This window comes from Arcticibacter svalbardensis MN12-7 (assembly GCF_000403135.1).
Taxonomy (GTDB): domain Bacteria; phylum Bacteroidota; class Bacteroidia; order Sphingobacteriales; family Sphingobacteriaceae; genus Arcticibacter; species Arcticibacter svalbardensis.
Map to the genome: position 1 here is coordinate 125240 of NZ_AQPN01000079.1, position 19977 is coordinate 145216.

Annotated in this window: 21 protein-coding genes; 6 read left to right on the plus strand and 15 right to left on the minus strand. The window is 36.6% G+C overall.

Annotated elements, in window-relative coordinates; genetic code table 11:
- Window positions 1–225: 225 nt before the first annotated feature.
- On the minus strand, window positions 226–969 hold the full coding sequence (fabG, locus tag ADIARSV_RS10520) for a 3-oxoacyl-[acyl-carrier-protein] reductase (RefSeq protein ID WP_016195490.1): 744 nt from the start codon (window positions 967–969) through the stop codon (window positions 226–228).
- 42 nt (window positions 970–1011) lie between these two features.
- Window positions 1012–1491, minus strand: coding sequence for a methionine-R-sulfoxide reductase (locus ADIARSV_RS10525; RefSeq protein WP_016195491.1), 480 nt, complete (start codon window positions 1489–1491; stop codon window positions 1012–1014).
- Between the two features lie 152 nt (window positions 1492–1643).
- On the opposite strand from ADIARSV_RS10525, the gene rlmH reads away from it, so the two are divergent.
- Window positions 1644–2117 (plus strand): 23S rRNA (pseudouridine(1915)-N(3))-methyltransferase RlmH, encoded by a 474-nt coding sequence (gene rlmH, locus ADIARSV_RS10530; protein WP_016195492.1) that lies wholly within the window; start codon window positions 1644–1646, stop codon window positions 2115–2117.
- Window positions 2118–2624: 507 nt separating this feature from the next.
- On the opposite strand, the gene ADIARSV_RS10535 is transcribed toward rlmH, so the two are convergent.
- Together ADIARSV_RS10535 and ADIARSV_RS10540 are read right to left on the minus strand one after the other, a co-directional pair.
- Window positions 2625–3062 (minus strand): DUF5606 family protein, encoded by a 438-nt coding sequence (locus tag ADIARSV_RS10535; RefSeq protein WP_016195493.1) that lies wholly within the window; start codon window positions 3060–3062, stop codon window positions 2625–2627.
- A gap of 6 nt (window positions 3063–3068) precedes the next feature.
- Window positions 3069–3509 carry a peptidylprolyl isomerase gene (locus tag ADIARSV_RS10540; protein ID WP_016195494.1) on the minus strand — a complete coding sequence of 147 codons (441 nt, stop codon included), beginning with the start codon at window positions 3507–3509 and terminating at the stop codon, window positions 3069–3071.
- A gap of 81 nt (window positions 3510–3590) precedes the next feature.
- On the opposite strand from ADIARSV_RS10540, the gene ADIARSV_RS10545 reads away from it, so the two are divergent.
- Window positions 3591–4847 (plus strand): asparagine synthetase B, encoded by a 1257-nt coding sequence (locus ADIARSV_RS10545; protein WP_152439837.1) that lies wholly within the window; start codon window positions 3591–3593, stop codon window positions 4845–4847.
- 1 nt (window position 4848) lies between these two features.
- Here the strand turns inward: ADIARSV_RS10545 and ADIARSV_RS10550 are convergent, their stop codons facing one another.
- Genes ADIARSV_RS10550 through ADIARSV_RS10565 form a run of 4 tightly spaced genes read right to left on the minus strand, consistent with a single transcriptional unit; the run spans window position 4849 to window position 9991 of the window.
- Entirely contained in the window at window positions 4849–6828 is a 1980-nt protein-coding gene (locus ADIARSV_RS10550; protein WP_016195496.1) for a putative porin, read from the minus strand.
- Between the two features lie 13 nt (window positions 6829–6841).
- Entirely contained in the window at window positions 6842–7657 is an 816-nt protein-coding gene (locus ADIARSV_RS10555) for a purine-nucleoside phosphorylase (protein ID WP_016195497.1), read from the minus strand.
- Entirely contained in the window at window positions 7638–8690 is a 1053-nt protein-coding gene (lpxK, locus tag ADIARSV_RS10560; RefSeq protein WP_016195498.1) for a tetraacyldisaccharide 4'-kinase, read from the minus strand. Before lpxK ends, ADIARSV_RS10555 begins: the two co-directional genes overlap by 20 nt.
- Window positions 8691–8713: 23 nt before the next feature.
- Complete coding sequence (locus ADIARSV_RS10565) at window positions 8714–9991, minus strand: flavin monoamine oxidase family protein (protein WP_016195499.1); 1278 nt, start codon at window positions 9989–9991, stop codon at window positions 8714–8716.
- Window positions 9992–10176: 185 nt separating this feature from the next.
- Between ADIARSV_RS10565 and ADIARSV_RS10570 the strand changes: the two genes are divergently transcribed.
- On the plus strand, window positions 10177–10656 hold the full coding sequence (locus tag ADIARSV_RS10570) for a hypothetical protein (protein ID WP_016195500.1): 480 nt from the start codon (window positions 10177–10179) through the stop codon (window positions 10654–10656).
- Here the strand turns inward: ADIARSV_RS10570 and ADIARSV_RS10575 are convergent.
- Window positions 10653–11939, minus strand: coding sequence for a PAS domain S-box protein (locus ADIARSV_RS10575; protein ID WP_016195501.1), 1287 nt, complete (start codon window positions 11937–11939; stop codon window positions 10653–10655). The two genes, ADIARSV_RS10570 and ADIARSV_RS10575, sit on opposite strands and share 4 nt — an antisense overlap.
- A gap of 476 nt (window positions 11940–12415) precedes the next feature.
- Between ADIARSV_RS10575 and ADIARSV_RS10580 the strand changes: the two genes are divergently transcribed.
- Both ADIARSV_RS10580 and ADIARSV_RS10585 read left to right on the plus strand, forming a co-directional pair.
- On the plus strand, window positions 12416–12601 hold the full coding sequence (locus tag ADIARSV_RS10580) for a hypothetical protein (RefSeq protein WP_016195502.1): 186 nt from the start codon (window positions 12416–12418) through the stop codon (window positions 12599–12601).
- A 198-nt stretch (window positions 12602–12799) separates the two neighbouring features.
- Window positions 12800–12979, plus strand: coding sequence for a hypothetical protein (locus ADIARSV_RS10585; RefSeq protein WP_040299737.1), 180 nt, complete (start codon window positions 12800–12802; stop codon window positions 12977–12979).
- Between the two features lie 25 nt (window positions 12980–13004).
- On the opposite strand, the gene ADIARSV_RS10590 is transcribed toward ADIARSV_RS10585, so the two are convergent.
- On the minus strand, window positions 13005–13400 hold the full coding sequence (locus tag ADIARSV_RS10590) for a GreA/GreB family elongation factor (RefSeq protein ID WP_016195505.1): 396 nt from the start codon (window positions 13398–13400) through the stop codon (window positions 13005–13007).
- A gap of 42 nt (window positions 13401–13442) precedes the next feature.
- Window positions 13443–14324 carry a beta/alpha barrel domain-containing protein gene (locus ADIARSV_RS21515; protein ID WP_152439839.1) on the minus strand — a complete coding sequence of 294 codons (882 nt, stop codon included), beginning with the start codon at window positions 14322–14324 and terminating at the stop codon, window positions 13443–13445.
- A gap of 1231 nt (window positions 14325–15555) precedes the next feature.
- Between ADIARSV_RS21515 and ADIARSV_RS10600 the strand changes: the two genes are divergently transcribed.
- The gene (locus tag ADIARSV_RS10600) at window positions 15556–16467 is read left to right on the plus strand and encodes a glycoside hydrolase family 43 protein (protein WP_016195508.1); all 912 of its coding nucleotides are present in this window, start codon (window positions 15556–15558) and stop codon (window positions 16465–16467) included.
- Window positions 16468–16737: 270 nt separating this feature from the next.
- On the opposite strand, the gene ADIARSV_RS10605 is transcribed toward ADIARSV_RS10600, so the two are convergent.
- The 4 genes from ADIARSV_RS10605 to ADIARSV_RS10620 are packed head-to-tail and all read right to left on the minus strand — an operon-like array spanning window position 16738 to window position 19662.
- On the minus strand, window positions 16738–17610 hold the full coding sequence (locus ADIARSV_RS10605) for a GIN domain-containing protein (RefSeq protein ID WP_040299739.1): 873 nt from the start codon (window positions 17608–17610) through the stop codon (window positions 16738–16740).
- Between the two features lie 3 nt (window positions 17611–17613).
- Window positions 17614–17988, minus strand: coding sequence for a GntR family transcriptional regulator (locus ADIARSV_RS10610; RefSeq protein ID WP_016195510.1), 375 nt, complete (start codon window positions 17986–17988; stop codon window positions 17614–17616).
- Window positions 17989–18822: a hypothetical protein gene (locus ADIARSV_RS10615; RefSeq protein WP_040299740.1), complete on the minus strand. Its 834-nt coding sequence runs from the start codon at window positions 18820–18822 to the stop codon at window positions 17989–17991.
- 12 nt (window positions 18823–18834) lie between these two features.
- Window positions 18835–19662, minus strand: a complete 828-nt coding sequence (locus ADIARSV_RS10620; RefSeq protein ID WP_040299742.1) for an ABC transporter ATP-binding protein — start codon at window positions 19660–19662, stop codon at window positions 18835–18837.
- Window positions 19663–19977: the final 315 nt, after the last annotated feature.

Consider the following 19977-nt stretch of genomic DNA (forward strand, 5'->3'; position numbering starts at 1 on the left):
ATTTTAAAATATTATTTTCAATTATTACTAAGACATGCCTCAGTCAACTGAAAGAACCTGGTCTTAATATTAATTTATTGTTTTTATTTATTATTAAGACATGCCTCGGTCAATTCAAATGACTTGACATTAATTTTAAAATATTATTTTCAATTATTACTAAGACATGCCTCAGTCAACTGAAAGAACCTGGTCTTAATATTAATTTATTGTTTTTACTTATTATTAAGACATACCTCCGTCAACTGAAAGAACCTGACCGGTAAGGTAAGCACTTAAATCAGATGCCAGAAATAGGCAGGCATTAGCCACATCTTCGGTATCACCAGCACGTTTTAATGGAATATTCTGCTCCCAGGCTGCAACAACCTTGGGATCAAGAACCTCAGTCATCTCTGTTTTGATGAAACCCGGAGCAACCACATTTGTCCGAATATTTCTCGAACCAAGCTCTTTAGCCATAGATTTAGAAAATCCAATAATGCCAGCTTTAGATGCGGAATAATTCCCTTGCCCGGCATTACCCTGAATCCCGACAACTGAACTCATATTGATGAATACACCTTTGCGATTCTTCATCATGATCTTCGAAGCGGCTTTGGTAATGTTGAACACAGATTTCAAGTTCACTTCAAGCACATCATCCCATTGCTGTTCAGTCATGCGCATCAATAAACCATCTTTAGTGATTCCTGCATTATTCACCACTATATCGATAGTGCCAAAATCGGCAACTACATCATTTATAAGCTGTTCAGCCTGATCAAATTTTGAAGCATCGGAACGATACCCCTTAATTTTAGTGCCACCAAGTAGTAGCTCCTGCTCAAGAGCAAGTCCTTTTTCTACTGATGACAAATATGTAAAAGCAACATTTGCACCATGTTCAGCAAATTTTTCTGCTATTTTACGGCCAATACCTTTTGAAGCACCCGTTATGAGCGCAGTTTTTCCTTCAAGTAACTTCATAAAAACTAAGATTAACGGGTGTGAAGGTAGAGTTTTTTTTAATTACTTTGAATCGGGCACAAAAGCCATAGACACAGAATTTACACAATGACGTGTATTTTTGTCTGTAAACCCTTCATTTAAAAACACATGTCCCAAGTGAGCACCACATTTTGCACATTCAATTTCTGTACGTTGTCCATCAATATCAGGGATCCTTTTAACGGCACCTTTGATTTCATCGTCAAAACTAGGCCATCCGCAATGGGAATCAAACTTAGTTTCTGAACGATATAGCGGGGCATTACACCTTCTACAGATATAAGTCCCTTTGGCCGTATTATTTAAAAGTTTACCTGTACCCGGATATTCAGTTCCTTTACCTACAATAACGCGCTCTTCTTCGGCCGTTAACTTGTTATAATTCATATTTTTAGTTTCATTAGATGTTTTAATATTTTCTTGCTGAACAGGCTTTTTATCCTGTCCACAAGAACTAAGCGCAACAAACAAAAGACTGCTGACAACAAGAATTACTTTCATAGTGTACATATAACGAAGTTACTTTCCTTATTAATATACGGGTTACAACAGCTAACGGTTTTATTAGCCTAATAGATGAATTATTTATTTAATTTTACACTTCAATTAATATACTTCCTTTTTGAAAGGATCCTCTGCTAAAACAATCTTTAATGAAAATAACTTTTCTTGTTGTAGGCAAAACTGAAGATAGCTACATAAATGAAGGAATTAACAAATATTTAAAAAGACTTAAACACTACGTTAAATTTGAGCTTGTTGAGATACCAGAATTAAAGAATACGAAGAACCTTAGAGAAGATCAGCAGAAAGCAAAAGAAGCAGAACTAATTTTGAAAGCACTTAGTCAGTCTGATCACGTAATTCTACTGGATGAAAAAGGCGATGAACTCACATCTTCTCAATTCGCACAATTTGTCAACAAAAAAATGATTGGGGGAATTCAGAACCTGGTCTTTATTGTTGGAGGACCTTATGGTTTCGATGAAAGTATTTATAAATTAGCTCAAGGGAAAACATCTTTGTCCAGAATGACGTTTTCTCATCAAATGGTTCGTTTATTTTTTGTAGAACAACTATACAGGACGTTTACGATTTTAAAGGGAGAACCATATCATCATGAATAAACACTACCTCTATGCCATTTAAAACACGCAATTATCGATATAAAGGAGGAAATTCAGAGTCTGAACGAAAGAATTTTTGGATTTTCATTGTAATAGGTCTTCTTATAGGTGCCGCAATTATCTATTTTTTCTAGTTAATATGAAGGTTATTTGATTTATCAAAACAGTTATTTGTAAACAGAATATACTTTTGACCGACCTCCAATAGTAATAAAAAGCAAGGATGCATCATTCACCAAATTACTATCCATGAGCAGAATGCAATTTTAGCACCATGTAATAATAATAAATAGACAAACTTATATCACTAATCAGGATCACCTTCCATAAGCAGCATATATTTTTGAGTAACTTCTAATAGTAATAAATAGTTTAAAAAAAACCCGGCAATCCTCATATAGAAAATTGCCGGGTTTTTATTAACTAAAAGACTACCTTAAACGAAATTTAAGGCAACATAGAGCTCAAATCGAACTATAATAACCCCATTTGACCCTTATATTATATTTACTCTGCAGGCTTTTCTGTTTCTGCTACCGCAGCAGCAGGAGCTGCAGCTGGCTCTTCATCAAACAAAGGCATTTCCTTAATAAGTGAATACCAGGTAAGGATTTTCTTCATATCAGAAGCATATACCTTTTCCTCATCATGATCAGGTGCTACTTCTCTGAAATAAGCCCGTAAAATCTTACCATCAGATTTAGAATCCGGAGGTGTAGAATCACTTGTTTTGATTCGTTCCAGAATATCAATTAATTTTAAGTCAGTATTCTCACCGAAAATTGTGATATCCTCTAATGTTGCCAACTTTGATGCAGATATACTGACAACAAGTTTAGTTTTCAGTCCATCCAGACTCTCCAGAATAAACCCGTTTTTATTCTTACCAATAACTTTGTATAATCCCGGTTTGCCCGAAACAGATACCAGACCTCTTAAATTCATCCTTAACTAATTTTCTTCTAATACTTCAACGCTCAAAATCTTGTCACCTGCACGAATTGCATCAACAACATCTACATTTTCAACTACTTTGCCAAAGCAAGTATGATTTCTATCCAAATGAGCAGTATTATTACGGCTATGACAGATAAAAAACTGAGAACTACCTGTATCTCGACCTGCATGAGCCATAGAAAGGACACCACGGTCATGGTATTGATTTTCGCCGGTTAACTCACATTTGATCTGAATACCTGATCCACCTGCACCTGTTCCTGTTGGATCGCCTCCCTGTATGACAAAATCAGGTATAACACGATGAAAAGTTACTCCATTGTAGAATCCTTCTTTAGAAAGTTTCAAGAAGTTAGCTACAGTGTTAGGAGCATCCTTGTCGTAGAATTCTACGGTCATATCGCCTTTTTCGGTTTTTATAATTGCTTTACTCATGATTTCAAATTTAAACGCCAAAGTTAATTATTTCATTTAGATTTAATAGATTAAAGCTTTTTACTACAATCTTATTACGCTATGCTCAGGTTATTTCTCATCAGTACTCTTTTTATATTGTCAGTAAGGTCACATGCAGCGTCTTTACTTATCCCAATGGATGAGGATCAAAAGGACCACCTTAAAGCTTATGGATTAACGTATTGGACGATTAAGAATGGACTTGAAGCAAGTTGGCTGCTTAATTACAGAGGCGGAAGTTTTCTGATACCCTATTCGGCTCCAGCAGAAAAAGAATGCAAAGTTAGGGGAGTTACTTATCAGCTTATTACAGATGCAGCAGTAAATGCAATTTTAAATCAAATTACAGATAACCAGTCCAATACCGAAATAGTTAAACTGGAGAAGGCTCCAAAGATGGCCGTATATTCTCCTAAAAATAAGCTTCCCTGGGATGATGCGGTAACGTTAGTTCTAAAGTATGCAGAAATACCCTATGATGTTGTTTATGATGAGGAAGTACTGAAAGGCGACTTGTCTAAATACGATTGGCTGCACCTGCATCATGAAGATTTCACTGGACAGTATGGTCGATTTTGGTCAACCTTCCGCATGGCTCAATGGTATACAGACGATGTAAAATTTCAAGAGTCCACGGCAAAGAAACTTGGTTATAAAAAAGTGTCTCAAATGAAATTGGATGTAGCTAAAACCATCCGCAACTTTTGTGCGGGAGGAGGTTTCCTCTTTGCGATGTGTTCCGGAACAGAAAGTTTTGACGTAGCACTAGCCGCCGATGGAATAGATATTTGCGAAACGATGTTTGATGGGGACCCTGCGGATCAGCATGCACAAGAGAAACTAGACTTCAGCAAGACCTTTGCTTTTCAAAATTTCAAGCTGGACTTAAATCCCTATAATTATGAGTTCTCAGATATTGATGCCACTAGCACGAGAAACCTCGACCGCACCGACGATTTTTTTACCCTGTTTGACTTTTCAGCTAAGTGGGATATTGTTCCTACAATGCTGACGCAAAACCATGACAAAGTAATTAAAGGATTCATGGGGCAAACTACTGCATTCCGGAAGTCGCTGCTAAAACCAGATGTCCTGGTGCTTGGCGAAACTAAATCCGCAAATGAAGCCCGCTATATCCATGGAGAATATGGTAAAGGGCAATGGACATTCTATGGTGGGCATGATCCAGAAGATTACCAACATGCAGTAGGAGATCCACCAACCGACTTGAGCCTTTATCCCAATTCACCAGGGTACCGCCTTATACTAAATAACGTATTATTCCCAGCTGCGAAAAAGAAAAAACAAAAGACCTGATTTAGTCATAAAAGCTCCAGCTTACACCTAATTTAAATAAAGAATTAGGCATTGGATAACGATTAACAGTATAATATCCCTTAGATAAAAGGCCTTGATTTGCATAATCATAGCGCACAAATATGTTGGCTCTTCGTAATGCAAAACGTGCCCATACATCCACTATTGGGTATGATGCATACTTTACATTATATCCATTGTAAAATTGGCTTACGTTAATGGCATAAGAATTTGCGGAATAAGGTGTATTCATCCGCACATCAAAACCTATATCACCAGATAATGCCTTCTTGAAATAAGTATTTGAAAAATAAACGCTGTTGTATGTATAAAATTCGGGGGTACTTAAAAGATCCTGATAGTCTGTTTTTTGATACACTACAAAGTTTTCCATATTAAATTTCCCAACCTTGAAACTCTTACTCAGCGTAAGCTTCAACAAATTGATATCACTATTCATTTGGAGGGGCTCAATTTCATTAACAAAAGGCGTCTCAGCAAGATATAAATAATCAGTCATTAAGAAATACTCTGCCTTTGCCTGCAGTTTAAACTTCGAATTGAGGTAAGCAAAAGAAAGATTATTAATTTTAGTTTTATCAAAGTTATGCTCCCAATTATGGTAAGTATACTCCAGTTTATTAAAAAATTGCTCAGGCGATTTATTCTGCGAATAAGCACCTAAAATGATCTTACCAACTGAACGGCTTAACATAATTTGTGCTTTCGCATCATATAAATAGTCACCGGCATTACGACCTTGGGCAATCTGCTGTATATTGGCATTTAGAGAGATCCGGTCACTAAACCGGTACCCTGCATTTGCCTTTAACATAATATTTTGAAAAGACGTTGAAAAACTCATCTGATCATACCAATATAAATCATGCTGAATTCCAAGATCAAGCTTCACTTCATTTTTAAGAAAGCTTACTGATCGTCCCCTTAAGTAAAAGCTGTACATAAACTCATTTCGCAAGTTCCTTATATGCGTAGAATCCTGCACAAAATCGATCTCCGTATTTAAATCAGGAAAAACATTATAGGTATCAGTTTCATATTTATAAAACTTGTATTGCTCAGCGGAGTAAAGCAATGAATGAGACATCCTTTGTGTAGGCAAAATTTTGGAATCAGCATTTTTCCCAGTGGTATCAATACGACCGAGATAATAGAACTGCTTTAGAAAGAAAGATTTTTGATTATATGTCTGTCTGGTGGGGTCACTGGTATTATTCAGCTTTACTGATTCCTCCTGAGCTCCAAGGGTATTGGTAGAATTAAATATATCGTTACTCACCATTGACCCATTTTCTTCTGTTTTCAAGGTATTAAACAGGCCATTGACTAAAATATTATACCGCTTAGTTGGTGATTCATACCAGCTGAAAACTGCAGCATTTAAGTGATCCGAATTCTGATTTCGATAAATTCCTCTTGCACCAATTCTAAAATAATTTCCGCCTATATTCCAATTCGGTTTAATATTCTGCGTATGGATAATCTTAAAAACTTGTTCTGTAGTACTTCCATTTACATAATACAAGGAAGTAAAGGGAGTTCTGGCCCGGTAATACTTAATCGAATCCTGAGTCAGCTTATACCTATCCATAGAATGAAATCCAGCATCAAAACCAATAGATTTAGAAGGATCAAACAACAGATCATTATAGGGCAATCCTAAATTTCCTAAATTAGCCGTAGGAGTCTCCGGCTGATTCATTATATTATAGTTCTGAAAATGACGCAAAGTAGTATCGATAGGTTCAGTTTGCGTACTATCTTTTAGCAAATCAAGATTCGTATAACGAATATAAGTAGCATTAAAAATCACCGTATCTCTTCCCCCTTCTTCAATCTTACGAAGTGAATCAAGTTCAGCATCTGCCGTTTTTGGAGTAGCAGGTTGTCTTACTTGTGCCAGTGCCACATTGTTACCAAATAAGAAGAGGCCTAACAGAACAATTAAAATATATTTCATTAAGATTTCATCGTTATAAAAAACTAAGCAATTCTTTTAATATTAAAGTCATTTTAGGCTCAGCCTCTTGTGCAACCCGCACTATTTCTTCCAGAGATACAGGTTCTAGTGCATGCAAAAAACCTTCATCAGTAATTACTGAGACAGCAAAAACCGGTAGTCCCATATGCTTAGCTACAATCACTTCAGGAACTGTACTCATTCCAACTGCATCTCCACCGATCATCCTTAGATACTTGTATTCTGCTTTAGTTTCTAAATTTGGACCTAGGACAGATACGTAAACGCCCTTATGGCATCTTATGTTATTAGCCAAAGCAATTTCTAATCCTTTAGTAATTAGATTACGATCATAAGGCTCATTCATATCTGGAAAACGGGGACCAAAATTATCCCAGTTCCTTCCTCTCAATGGATTGTCACCTAGAAGATTTATATGATCTTCAATAATCATAAGGTCACCCTTTTTGATATCTTCATTTAAGGATCCACTCGCATTTGAAACAAAAAGGTGAGCAATTCCCAGCATTTTCATCACCCTTACTGGAAACGTAATCTGCTGCATAGAATATCCTTCATAATAATGCAAACGGCCTTGCATGGCAACCACCCTTTTTCCATTCAATAAACCAAAAATTAACCGGCCAGAATGAAACTCCACTGTAGAAATCGGGAAGTCAGGAATATTCGAGTACATTAATTTCTGATGCACCTCAATTTCATTCGCCAATCCGCCTAATCCCGTTCCAAGAATAATTCCTATTTCAGGTTGAAAATCACCGATTCTCTTTTTTATATATTCAGTTGTACTATAAATGCTGTTTAACATATTTACTTATTATAGAATTAAAACACTCATTATCAAAAGGATGAATCTCAGCCTGTATAGGAATATAAAAAACAGGTAGTTCTTCTAAAATTCCATGAAGGCTTACAGACCTTAAACGCTGAACATCTTTTTCAGTCGTAATTATAATTTTTCTCAGTCCAGCATCCATACTAAAATCCACTGCAAGTTTACTAATATTTTTCCGGCAGAAAGGGTGATGATCAGGGTAATCATAATGCCTGATCTCACATCCCGCAATCGCCAGTTTATCCAACAATGGCTTCGGATTAGCAATTCCGGTTAGTAAATATACAGTATACGAATGATCAAGGGACGCTAAAGCCATCTTGTTTCCCTGATATAGGGGCAAACAATCTCCATACTTCAAATAAGAAAAGAAAACCTGTTGATGCGAAAAAGGTTTTACCCTCTTTATTGCACGCTTCCGATCTTCATCAGAAATAGTCAAAGGACTTTTTGTAATAACTAGAATATCAGCCCTTTCTCTTCCCATAAAAGGCTCTCTCAAATCACCCGCAGGTAAAACAATAAATGGATTATCTAAACTGGTATAGTCAAAAAGCAGCAAACTCAGACCAGGAACAACTGCTCTATGTTGAAAGGCATCATCGAGAATAATTACATCATGATTATCCTGAAGTTGTTCGATCCCATACACCCTTTTCTCACAAACAGCTACTGTAATTTCAGGAAATTTCTTTTTAAACTGCAAAGGCTCATCCCCCGCTTGTAAAGTAGAATCATCAGTAGATACCAGTCTATATCCTTTTGTCGTTCTTCCATAACCACGGCTCAATACAGCAACACGATATTCTTTACTGAGCAAGCGAATGATATATTCGGCCATTGGACTTTTTCCAGCTCCTCCAATCGCCAGGTTGCCTATACTGATAACTGGGACATCAAATCGTCTCGAGGCAAATACCCCGTTTTGGTAAGCAAAGTTCCTAATTATACCTATTAATCCGTACAGACAAGAAAAGGGAAGCAAAAGCAGTCGCAGGTATTGCATGTGCAAAAGTAAAAAATAGCCAGTTAATTTTTTAAGATTGCTTCAGCAACTTGCTTACCGCTTACTAAAGCAGCCTCCACTGTACCTCCATGTGGCCCCTCATACATAGATTCACCCGCAAAATAAAGCGTTTCTTCAACCGGCTCCTTTAAAATTGCTTTAGATTCCGCTCCAAGTAAAGTAGTAAAACCATACCCACCTCTTGAAAAGGGATTCGTATTCCAATTGAAAATATAATACCCTTCAACCTGTTCAAGGAGAGATTCATTACTCATTCCAAAAACCGAAGAAAGAGAATTTAAAGCTTCATCCATCAACTGCTTATCTGTATAGTCATTTAAGGCTTCCGCTTTCGGGCCAGCAATCCATCCATTTAATACAGGCACAGTATAAGGTTCATGAAGCCACCAGGTTGGAATTGTTTTATCTGAAAACAGAAAACACGTATCAGGACTTACCATACTAGTCCAAAAAGCAGACTTAAAACGGATCACAATCTTAATTACTTCACCAAAACCCATCAGTTTAACAGCATTCGAGCGCAAAGGAAGAGGTGGATTAAACAACACAGAGCCTGCACGACCATCTTTTATACGCAGCACACCTGGAGGGATCGTTATAATCAGTTTATTAGCCGTATAACACTCTCTATTTGAAGTAAGCACTTCCACAAAACCCTTATTCCACCTGATATGAGTAACCACTTTGTGCAGCAAAACAGAACAACCAGCCTCTTCACATTGGGCCGCTAAGAAATCAATCAATTTGCCATAACCGGCATCCACACGATATTGCGGCCCTTCTTTTGACCATTCATCACGCAAAGAAAACATACTAACAGTGTATGGATCAGCAGCATCATAGCCTTGTGCAAAGCGTAAGACTTCGCCTCTTAACCCGATATATTTATCATCATCAAAATAATTTTCAAGAAAATCAATCAAGGTCTGGTCACTTTTCAACAAGTTAAGCTCTTTCATAAACTCGTCCCAATAATTTTTTCTATCCAGATCATTTACCTCAACACCGCCAATCAATTTTACGCCTTTCTGGTCCATTTGCGTATATGTCAGACCAGCCTCCTTTAAAAGATCAATGGTAACAGGTAAGTCCCCGTGAATAAATTCGGCGCCCAAAGATATTGGAACAGGCCATTCCGGATCATTAATATCAAGGACACGGCCCCCAACACGAGCACCTGCCTCCAGAACAACAACCTTTTTCCCTGCTGATGATAATAAACGTGCCGCTAACAGCCCCGCTGCTCCTGCACCAATGATAAGAATTTGAGAATGAGCCATATTTCGCATTAAAGCTAATGAAACCCCTGCTCTTTTCAAACAATTCTTAAAGAGTAAAAAAATTCACCGACAAAAAAACAGTATTAACCGAGAAGTTCCTTTAACCCGCCTAATTGTCATTTCAGAGCAGTAAAAACGCATATATCTTTGATTCAACAAATAAGACAAACAAAAATATCAAGATTATGAAAACTATTTCAACCCTAACAGCAGCATTATTAATCATCGCATCTTTCCACGCATCAGCCAATGAAAACATAGGGAAGTCCAGTATTAACTTACCATCTCCAATCGTAGCAACCGCTGAAGATGTAAATGCAAAAGAACTTGAAGAATTAAAAAGCAATGTTAACTTCCTTTTACCTAGTATTCCGGAACTAACACCAGAAGATGTAGATGCAAAAGAACTTGAAGAATTAAAAAGCAATGTTAACTTCCTTTTACCTAGTATTCCGGAATTAAATCAGGAAGATCTGGACATCAAAGAAATTGAGCAACTTAGAGTACAAGCTCCTGAGATGGTATGGAGATCACCTTCCGATGTCGATACTGCTCAACTGGAATCATTAAAGCATTCTTTCATCGTCTTACTTTTCCCAGAAGTCGATATTGATGCAACAAACTTATGCCCAAAAAACAATAAACATCAGGTCTATAAAATTTAAGGATGATTATTGATTGGTGCGCTAAAAGTGCCCACCGAACATTCCAGCTCGTTAATTTTCCTAACATTCTTTTTGATTGTAATGTCAAGATCAAGCGAACTTTTTTCAAGGAGCACTAAAACCTCATTGCGCTCGTCTTCATTTTTAGATTCTTTCAACAACTCAATGAGGCTCAATATAGAACACAAAGGTCTCCTTGCTTCATGAGAATTGGCCCAGGCAATTTCCCGAAAAGCTCTATTCTGCAGATTAAGTTTTTTCTCATTCTCCTTTTGCTGAGTAATGACACTTTCTACAGAAATATAAAATTCAAATTTTCCTGCATCATCAAAAATGGGAGAAATGCTAATTTGCGTCCAATACTCCTCCCCATTTTTCTTATAATTAATTAATTCGCAAGAAAAAGGTATTCTCTGAGCTATTGCAGACCGCATTGCATTAAAAATTTTCTGGTCTGTATTAGGGCCAATTAAACTTTCAACAGTTTTTTCCCCCACAATTTCTTCCATAGAATACTCTGTAAATTCTAAAAAGGCCATATTTACCCATGTGATATAACTATTTTCATCGAATAGAACGACCAAATTGCTAAGCTTATCAATCACTTCACCCATCCGGCGGCTTTCAACATGCGCTTTGTTTACAAGATGTATATTTTCCTCAAGCGCATAATTCAATTGCTGCTCATTCAGTAGCGCTTCCTTAAGTTTTTCCTTACTGTTTACTACGGCTGTTACGTCTGTTACCATTGCCATAATACACAACTGGTTATTAAAATCAAGACGATTGAATTGTAAAGATACAATTATTCGCTCCCCTGATTTCAATACATGTTCACGTAGTCCACATTCAGGCAAATCAGCCGTACCTTTTTTTATGTCATCATCAAGTTTTTCATAATCAACAGCAGAACGAATATCTTTAATCGTCATTCCTAAAAATTCTTTACGCGAATAACCGTATTTCAAAATCGCCGCATTATTTACCTCTATAAATTGAAAATTATCAACCGAGTAAATAACCATTGAATTAGGATTAACCATAAAAAGAGACCGGTACTGCGCTTCCGAAAGCAAGAACGTTTTCCTTTTCTTTCTTATCTGCAGAAAAAGCAAAAAGGCGGCGCCAAATACAAAGGTCAGATCATTCCCAATTTCCGATGTAAAATAAAAATCTGTTACATCCTTATTATCAAAATAATGAATAATAGGATCGCTTACTAAAGCCCAGATTGTTCCGAATAACAAGAAAAACAAAGGAATCGAGAAAGCTCTAAAATGCATACATTTTATTTGATTTAACTGCTGTAAAAAACACCAGGGCTGAGATTTTTAAGTTTAAAATGAAATGTAAAAACACATTTTGATTATACGATATAACAAATTTTATGTTACATATAATACAGTAATCGAACGTAATATTACTGATAAACAAGAATAATGTCTCATTGTAATCTGCCAATGTACACGAATAAAGTTAAATTAACATCCTTGCTAGTTAAATCAGACCATGATTAATTATAAACACTTTATAAATACATTCAAATTCACAGTTCCTTGCTGTCTACTTTTTCCTTACTTAGGCCGGATATTCATTACAAGCACAAACAAAAAACAACCCGGTTAAAGTATCTTATCAATTTAAATCTACATCGTTTCCTTTAGATCACAAACGCCAGGCAACAGCCCTATTTATCGATTCTTCCGATGAAGATGTTGTAAATATTGCCTCTACAGCCCTCCAAAATAACATAAAGCTAATGACAGGAATAAAGCCTGCCTTGGCAATAAACAAACAAATCAATAGTCAATATGCTGTTGTAATAGGCACAATAGGGCAATCCGCTGCCATCAACCAGTTAATCAAAGACAATATAATACAAGCTTCCAAAGTAAAAGGAAAATGGGAACCCTTCTCCATAGCTGTAGTAAACCATACCTTTTAAAAATGTAAAACAAGACTTAGTCATTTATGGCAGCGACAAACGAGGAACTGCTTTTGGCATATTTGAGCTGTCCCGACGCCATTAAGCACATGGAAAAAACACAGTGGCAACCCAATTATCAGCCGGTCAACTCTTCATTATAACGGCACAGGACACGGCTATTTATTCCAAGATTAATCAGGAAATTACCGTTATATTATGCATACCCATAACTCTCAGGCGAACGTATCTCCCAGAGCTACAGGTTTAATCAATATGAAGTTTGTAGGAAATGGGAATGATGCAGATATACTGGTTGCCGATGAGTTGAGTTTTAAACTTTTAGTCAAAAAAAAATCTATTTCTATTGCCCGATTGTGGATACTATTAATTAATTGAGCTGGTCTATTCTGCCCTTCTACGATCAAACTTCCTGCTCCAGGGCAATCTTACTGACCTTCAAGATTTCAAACTCCTGTACGCCTCCAGGCATTTCCCAACTTGCAGATGACCCTTTCCTGTAGCCCAATAAAGCTATGGCAATAGGCGCAAAAACAGACACCCTTTTCTTTCTTACGTCAGCCATAGCAGGCAATACGATTTGAAAGATAAAATTCTGCCCGCTTTGGCATTCCTGAACATGTACTAGAGAGTTCAGACCTATAGCATCAGCGGGAAGTTCATCTTCATTTACCACTTTAGCGGACGCTAACTGTGACGAAAGGTTCTTCTTATTAAGATCCGTCAAAATGGATTCCTGCAGATATCTTTTTAAGATATCCAGTTCTCGCTGGATCACGATTAATGGTTGTGTGTTCATATTTTATAGTTAAGTTGAAATACGGTCAAATGGATTGAAAAATCAATTAAGATGTACGTCCAAAGGCATTGATCTATCCTGTCCAGTTTGGCAGAAAATCTCGCTCAATGACACGATTTCGATTTCATTGATCCTTCTTAAAAAATCAGCAGGATCCGCATCTGACAAGTGCTCATAGCCACAGCGCTGCATAAGTGCCTTATTAGCCTCGACTGTATTACGTTGAAAATTGGCCAATCGAACGCTTGGAGACATGGAACGAAACGTCAACTTTTGTTGAAGCAACCCATTTCCCAATAAAGGGCCAGCCGCACTGAAACAGGCATCGGCACCCAAAGCGCAGAGTCGTAGAATGTCATATTCCGTCAGGATCACCCCGGTAGCAATTACTTTAGTTTGTAATCCATAACTAAGAATTAGATTTTTGGCTGTTACTATGGGTACAAAGAAACGCTGCTCACCGGCTTTGTACAATGCACGATTAAGCACTCCCGACTCCTCAATATTGATAAAGTCGAGGCAAATACCAACGGAAAGCATTGATTTTACCAATCGGACGATCATCTCCTTTGAAGGGTTCAACAGGTGAATCCCTATTGGCTTACCGCCAGACCAAACCTGAAGTTTGCTTATGAGAGCAAAGATCGCCCGTTCATTTAGCACGCTTTGACAGTCGGTATGTTGTGCTGAATGGAGCCGTAATTCAATCATTTTGACGTACGGCTTGCAGGCAATCGTTTTCAGTAGGTCTTCATTAAAGGAACGATCAGGACTTCTTAAAGCAATGTCACTGTAACTGATCTGCCAGATGATATCACCGCCTCCCCGAACTATTTCGGGCGTAAGACCCTTTTTGCCTGAATTTACAGCACAGTTGCAAATGTTAGCTGCCTGTGAGACGGCATGAACGCTTGTTTTATTCATCGCACCTTGGTCGAGCGCGCCAAAATTGAATACGCTTAAGCTATAAGGGCGCAGGCAATGCGCGGTGCCTACCTCAACTCGTAAATTAAGCGGACTAAGCGACATGAAGGTCGGGCAAGTTTGCAAATATTCAAACCCTGGATCATGCTCATTTAACAAGTTATCCTCCACTACCATTGTGTCCACACTTTTTGAGCGACGGATAAGGAGCTGCTGCTCCTTTTTTGTCAGTTCGTTACTCGTCCCACGAGATGTTAAGAACATTCGTGTGATCCTTCCGGGAACGAAGGAAAAAAAATCTTTCAAGCAATGGCCAAATGGATAATTCTTTAAGGTGCTGCTCCTGCGCCTGAACAAGTCGTGCAAATAGTATTGAAAACAAGAAAGCACGATCCCCAATCCAATCAGCATGTAATTACTGGTGATAAGGGAGACAACGACCAAACCGATATTAAAAATAAATAGCAAGATAAAAACAAGACCAATTACAGATCTGAACTGAATTCTTTTCATAAAGCAACAATTAAAATTGGAAAAATAAATAATTGATGGCTGGCCCCAAACCTGGATTTGCTCCGGGGCTTACTTTAGAAAGTCTTTGCTGGTTGTTTGAGCGTAAAAGCCAAAATGAAACTGCACAGACAAGCCCTCCAAGACGAAGGACGCCTTTGATTTGCTGCACTTGTTGTGCCGCATATTAAAAAACTTGAATGGAAAATGAATCATTTTTTAACTTTATCAGACAGTGAAAAAACATGTGTTTTAAAACTTGCCCCAAACCATGTATGGTCAGGGCTTAATTGATAAAGTCCTTGCTACTTTGAAGAAAAGCGTATGATAAACTATTTTGAAAACAACGTACAATAAGGCACACTTCAGTGCTACATGGATTGCTTTTTGCAAGTCCGGTCACCTGTTTGCGATATGACGTGTTTTTCATTAACATGATTTATGTTGGCTTAACAAATAGAAAGGGATTTGCTTTTGCTAATTTATCTTAACGCTGATATATATTTATTATTGTATTAATCATCACATAATTTAGTTAAAAGGGATAAGTATGAGGTCTTAAAGGGCTGCCTACCGTTGGGTATCTGGCACAGTCATTGAATATTTCTCCTCAATATTTAAGTAGCCTACTTAAAGTGCTCACTAGACAAAATACCCAGCAGCACATTCATTATTTCTGCTTCTATTCGTATCTTTAAAAACAGTAAGAGCTGAAACGATAATGCTTGACAAAAGACCCGCCTCCAGTGGCATCATATACCTGGCAGATCCTACTATTCTTTCCGATCAAGGAAAATACTATTTGTATGGAACTAGCAGCCATCAGGGATTTAAGGTTTACGAATCAACCGATCTTGATCACTGGAAAGGACCGGTGGGCCATAATAATGGATTTGCACTAAGTAAAGGTGAATCATTTGGCGACAAATGTTTTTGGGCACCACAAGTTTTCAAACGCAATAACAGGTATTACATGGTTTATACTGCCAATGAGCAAATAGCTATCGCTAAAAGCGACAGTCCACTAGGACCATTCAAACAAAAAGTTTTAAAGCCACTCTTCCGTATAGGGAAACAAATAGACCCGTTTATTTTCCTTGATGATGATGGTAAATGCTATCTATACCATGTAAAAATCAATAAAGGATACCGTATCTATGTTTCAGAAATGAATGCTGACCTTTCGGATGTAATATTGGATAATACAAGCGAGTGCATTAGCGGCTCAAAGCCCTGGGAAAATATAGAAAAAACAAAATGGGCAGTAACCGAAGGACCATCAGTGGTCAAACATAAAGACCTTTATTACCTAATCTACTCTGCCAACAGCTACAGAAATAAAGATTACGCAATAGGATATGCCACAGCCAAATCTCCCTTGGGTCCCTGGAATAAATACAGCGGCAACCCAATCATCAGCAAGTCAACTATTCATTATAACGGCACCGGACACGGCGATCTATTTAAAGACCAATCTGGAGATTACCGGTATGTGATGCATACACATAATTCTTTAACGAAAGTCTCTCCCCGATCGACGGGCTTAATCAATATAAAATTTACAGAAAATGGAAATAATGCAGATGTACTAGTTGCTGATGCGTTGAGTTTTAAACATATATTAAAGCAGTAATCATGGTAAGAGACTAATTCAACCTGATTACTAATCTTTACACACGAGAATCTTCTACTATTCAGCACCCCCAATGCAAACAACTCAATTGTCTACGCAGTGCGTAGACAATTCTATATCACGCCAAAACTACCTTTTTTACTATAGTTTTGGCGCGATATAAGAATCTATATCACGCCAAAATTAGTATTCCAAACTATATTACCTTCATTTCAAAAAGCAATAGGGCATTTTGATCAGACTTACAAACGTATTAAAATACCCTTCCTCTCAATTATTATTAACTATTCCTTTCAGTATAGAACCTGGGATATCTAGTGTTGTTTCATCAGAAAAATCAGCTGTTATTTTTTCGGTATTAAAGTTGTTTATTTTAACATTATTCACTCCTAATGTTTTGATTCGTAAATTTTTAACAATTGGCTTTTCTTTATTTTGTGAGATACAATCAAGTTCTAAGAAGGAATGATTTTCAGCCTTAATATTTAATGTTTCCATGTTCATATCACTTAAAAGGAATTTTGAATCATCCAGATCAACATTTAACATTTTAATTATCGTTTCATTAAATTTCATATGGTTTGTTGTGTCTCCATTATACGTTTGAATGTGCGTCTCCATAGCTGAATTACTGACAGAGAAAGATTTACAACTCTTAAGATTAATGTTTAAGCTGTCAGCAACTGCAATTAAATTAAAATTGGAAGCATTTTTAACGCTTAGATCATCAAATCCAGGGGAATAAGCGAAAATTACAATCCGATCTCTGAAATCTTCTATGGAAAATCCTTTTTTGAAACTAATGTTTAAAATACCATTCTCAACTTTAAAGTCTAGGTGCTCCACTACGTCATTCGCTATTTTAATTCCAGAACTCTCATCCCGTATGAGTCGTAACTCAATACTGGATCCATTACCATTAACAATGTTAACAGCATGGTAAGGCGTATTTATTACAATGGTCGTTCTATCTGGGGAAGGTGTTCCAAATGATTGATTAGTCACATCCATTAACTCCCTTTCATAATTACTCGATGTGTCACGGGTTTTATAGTATATGCTAGAGAAGATGATCATTCCAATTAAAGGGAGGACGAAGAATAAAATGCCTAATGAAATTAATAACTTATTACTTGTCTTCATTTTTTAAGATCTAAAGTTTTGTTCAATAAATACTTGGTAGCTGGATTGTAACTCCTTAAAATCGATGTTCAGTAAATAGAGATTTCTGAATACATTAGGTAACTCGTCTTCAATAAAAGTGGTTTTTCTATACTCTTTCACTTTAGATATAGAATCTTCAGCCACAAAGAAACCAATTCCCCTTTTATTATTAATAATGTTTTTTGATTGCAGCAACTCATAAGTTCGCATTACTGTATTTGGATTCACTTCCAAAGTAACTGCCAGTTCCCTAACAGATGGAATCCTATCTTCATCTTTCCATTCTTTCAATAGAATATGTTCGCAAACATATTCTGCTATTTGTAAATAAATAGCCTTGTGGTCACTAAATTCCATTTAAACCTCCTTTTCTCTAAGCCTTACGTAAGTAATAGCCCAAAAAACTATACTTAATAATGCAATAAATACGACCGTCAACCACTCTGCACTTTGGTTACTTTCAATCAAGTTATAACTCCCAATTTTTACTTTATCTTCGAATAGATATTTAGTGGTGTAGACGATGAACGTAATCCATATTCCGCAGAATACCATTAAAGAGATCATTGTTTTCACATATTGTGATTTAGTAAAATATACTGATCCCAGGAAAAACAGGCTACTGATAAAAATTGGGATAACATACAGCGGCTTAAATAAAGTAGGTAAATTCTTCTCAAAGAAATAATCAGGGTAATACGTATTCATAACCGCCTCTTTTACACTTTCAATATGAATATTTTCAATTGATTGAGCATAATACGTGTTTTTTAGGTCTGAGACATAGACAAATACAAAGGTAAAATCAATTAAAAAAAACACCAAGAGGTAGCTCAGCAATGGCAGGAAGATTGAAATGAATAGTCCAATTAAAAACTTCTCCAAAGTGGATGCCGGAATCATTAATTCTACAATCAATTTAGGCTTCTGACCTAATTGGGAGAAATGTGTGTTTGCTGCTATCGTTAAAAATAAAACTCCTAAAATGCAAAATAGTGGTCCTCTTAAATATAGCAGGGATATAAATTCTCCTGCAGACCGATCTTTAATTAAATTGAAGAAGAATAATCCATAGAATCCTATGATTATACCCGCTACTATGCCTAATGAAATTACGTAGATCTTTCCAAATTCAAGCCATTGCCTCTTCATCAGAAGTTCAAAGCGCTTGATATCGAATGTGTTGTTCATGTTTGATAAGGTTTAATTAAAAATTTGTTTCAGTTTTCCACTTTCATTAAGCAAGGCATTGAACAACAGCTCGATATCCAGCTTGCTCTCTTGTTCATTAGAATTTGAAAAAATTGCCTGATAACCAGATATAGATGGTTCGGAATATATTACCGTTTCATCCAGTTCCTTCACTCGTTTGAAACAAAGTTTTTGTGTAATTTCCTCTACTGAAGCATTCAAGGCTATACTATTCTCATTCAACATAATTACCGTATCAATCAAGTTATCCAAATCTCTCACCTGGTGGGTTGAGATGATAATACATCGATCTTCTGTTAACGCCGATGCCATTATTTTACGAAACTGTGTCTTGGAAGGAATATCCAGTCCATTGGTAGGTTCATCCATAATCACTAAACGGGCTTGGGTAGATAAACCAAAAGCAATGATAAATTTCTTCTTTTGCCCATAACTAATCTCATTCAGTCGCTGGTCCGATGGAATATTGAATTCACTTATCAGCAATTTAAATCTCTGATAATCAAACTTAGGGTAAAATGGAGCAGTACTTTTTAGGTAATTGTCAATATATACGGATGGAAGTTCAAATTCTTCGGGAATGAAACAAATATCCTGCAATAATGCAGGTTGCCTTTTCTTAGGGTCAAAACCCATGACATTTAGTGTCCCGCTTTGCGCATAAACTAAACCGACTATGTTTTTTAATAAAGTTGATTTTCCGGCTCCATTCTCACCAAACAATCCATAAATATGACCGCAGTTTAATTGCATGTTCATATCTCTGAATAACATTGGACGTTTGCTGTAACCGAAATTTAAATTTTCGATAGTGATCATCGCTTAGTGTATTAGTTTAATAATACACTAATGTATATATCTATTTTTAAATCATAAATTATTTTTATTTATTTTAGAATAAAACGGTTATAATTCCTTTCTTTATACAGAATATTTCAGATAGTACCAGCAATAAAAATCCACTACATCAAAGTTGGTTAACAAATACTTTCTTAAGTAGGACCTAATGAGTAATTACCAAAAGAAATATGGCAGTAGCTGATAGTGACCAATATCTTGTTTGAAGACTGATCAAAGAGGATAACTTTATTGGTTTACAGCCGTATAACATTACTTTAGGCTTCTTTAAAGAAC

Excerpts from the sequence above, each read along its gene's own strand:
- ADIARSV_RS10550 (WP_016195496.1), bottom strand. The coding sequence starts at position 6,828 with ATGAAATATATTTTAATTGTTCTGTTAGGCCTCTTCTTATTTGGTAAC.
- lpxK (WP_016195498.1), bottom strand. The coding sequence starts at position 8,690 with ATGCAATACCTGCGACTGCTTTTGCTTCCCTTTTCTTGTCTGTACGGA.
- ADIARSV_RS10555 (WP_016195497.1), bottom strand. The coding sequence starts at position 7,657 with ATGTTAAACAGCATTTATAGTACAACTGAATATATAAAAAAGAGAATC.
- ADIARSV_RS10525 (WP_016195491.1), bottom strand. The coding sequence starts at position 1,491 with ATGAAAGTAATTCTTGTTGTCAGCAGTCTTTTGTTTGTTGCGCTTAGT.
- ADIARSV_RS10575 (WP_016195501.1), bottom strand. The coding sequence starts at position 11,939 with ATGCATTTTAGAGCTTTCTCGATTCCTTTGTTTTTCTTGTTATTCGGA.
- ADIARSV_RS10600 (WP_016195508.1), top strand. The coding sequence starts at position 15,556 with ATGCTTGACAAAAGACCCGCCTCCAGTGGCATCATATACCTGGCAGAT.
- ADIARSV_RS21515 (WP_152439839.1), bottom strand. The coding sequence starts at position 14,324 with ATGAATAAAACAAGCGTTCATGCCGTCTCACAGGCAGCTAACATTTGC.
- ADIARSV_RS10585 (WP_040299737.1), top strand. The coding sequence starts at position 12,800 with ATGCATACCCATAACTCTCAGGCGAACGTATCTCCCAGAGCTACAGGT.
- ADIARSV_RS10540 (WP_016195494.1), bottom strand. The coding sequence starts at position 3,509 with ATGAGTAAAGCAATTATAAAAACCGAAAAAGGCGATATGACCGTAGAA.
- ADIARSV_RS10590 (WP_016195505.1), bottom strand. The coding sequence starts at position 13,400 with ATGAACACACAACCATTAATCGTGATCCAGCGAGAACTGGATATCTTA.
- ADIARSV_RS10605 (WP_040299739.1), bottom strand. The coding sequence starts at position 17,610 with ATGAAGACAAGTAATAAGTTATTAATTTCATTAGGCATTTTATTCTTC.
- ADIARSV_RS10545 (WP_152439837.1), top strand. The coding sequence starts at position 3,591 with ATGCTCAGGTTATTTCTCATCAGTACTCTTTTTATATTGTCAGTAAGG.
- ADIARSV_RS10610 (WP_016195510.1), bottom strand. The coding sequence starts at position 17,988 with ATGGAATTTAGTGACCACAAGGCTATTTATTTACAAATAGCAGAATAT.
- ADIARSV_RS10620 (WP_040299742.1), bottom strand. The coding sequence starts at position 19,662 with ATGATCACTATCGAAAATTTAAATTTCGGTTACAGCAAACGTCCAATG.
- fabG (WP_016195490.1), bottom strand. The coding sequence starts at position 969 with ATGAAGTTACTTGAAGGAAAAACTGCGCTCATAACGGGTGCTTCAAAA.
- ADIARSV_RS10565 (WP_016195499.1), bottom strand. The coding sequence starts at position 9,991 with ATGGCTCATTCTCAAATTCTTATCATTGGTGCAGGAGCAGCGGGGCTG.
- ADIARSV_RS10580 (WP_016195502.1), top strand. The coding sequence starts at position 12,416 with ATGACAGGAATAAAGCCTGCCTTGGCAATAAACAAACAAATCAATAGT.
- ADIARSV_RS10615 (WP_040299740.1), bottom strand. The coding sequence starts at position 18,822 with ATGAACAACACATTCGATATCAAGCGCTTTGAACTTCTGATGAAGAGG.
- rlmH (WP_016195492.1), top strand. The coding sequence starts at position 1,644 with ATGAAAATAACTTTTCTTGTTGTAGGCAAAACTGAAGATAGCTACATA.
- ADIARSV_RS10535 (WP_016195493.1), bottom strand. The coding sequence starts at position 3,062 with ATGAATTTAAGAGGTCTGGTATCTGTTTCGGGCAAACCGGGATTATAC.
- ADIARSV_RS10570 (WP_016195500.1), top strand. The coding sequence starts at position 10,177 with ATGAAAACTATTTCAACCCTAACAGCAGCATTATTAATCATCGCATCT.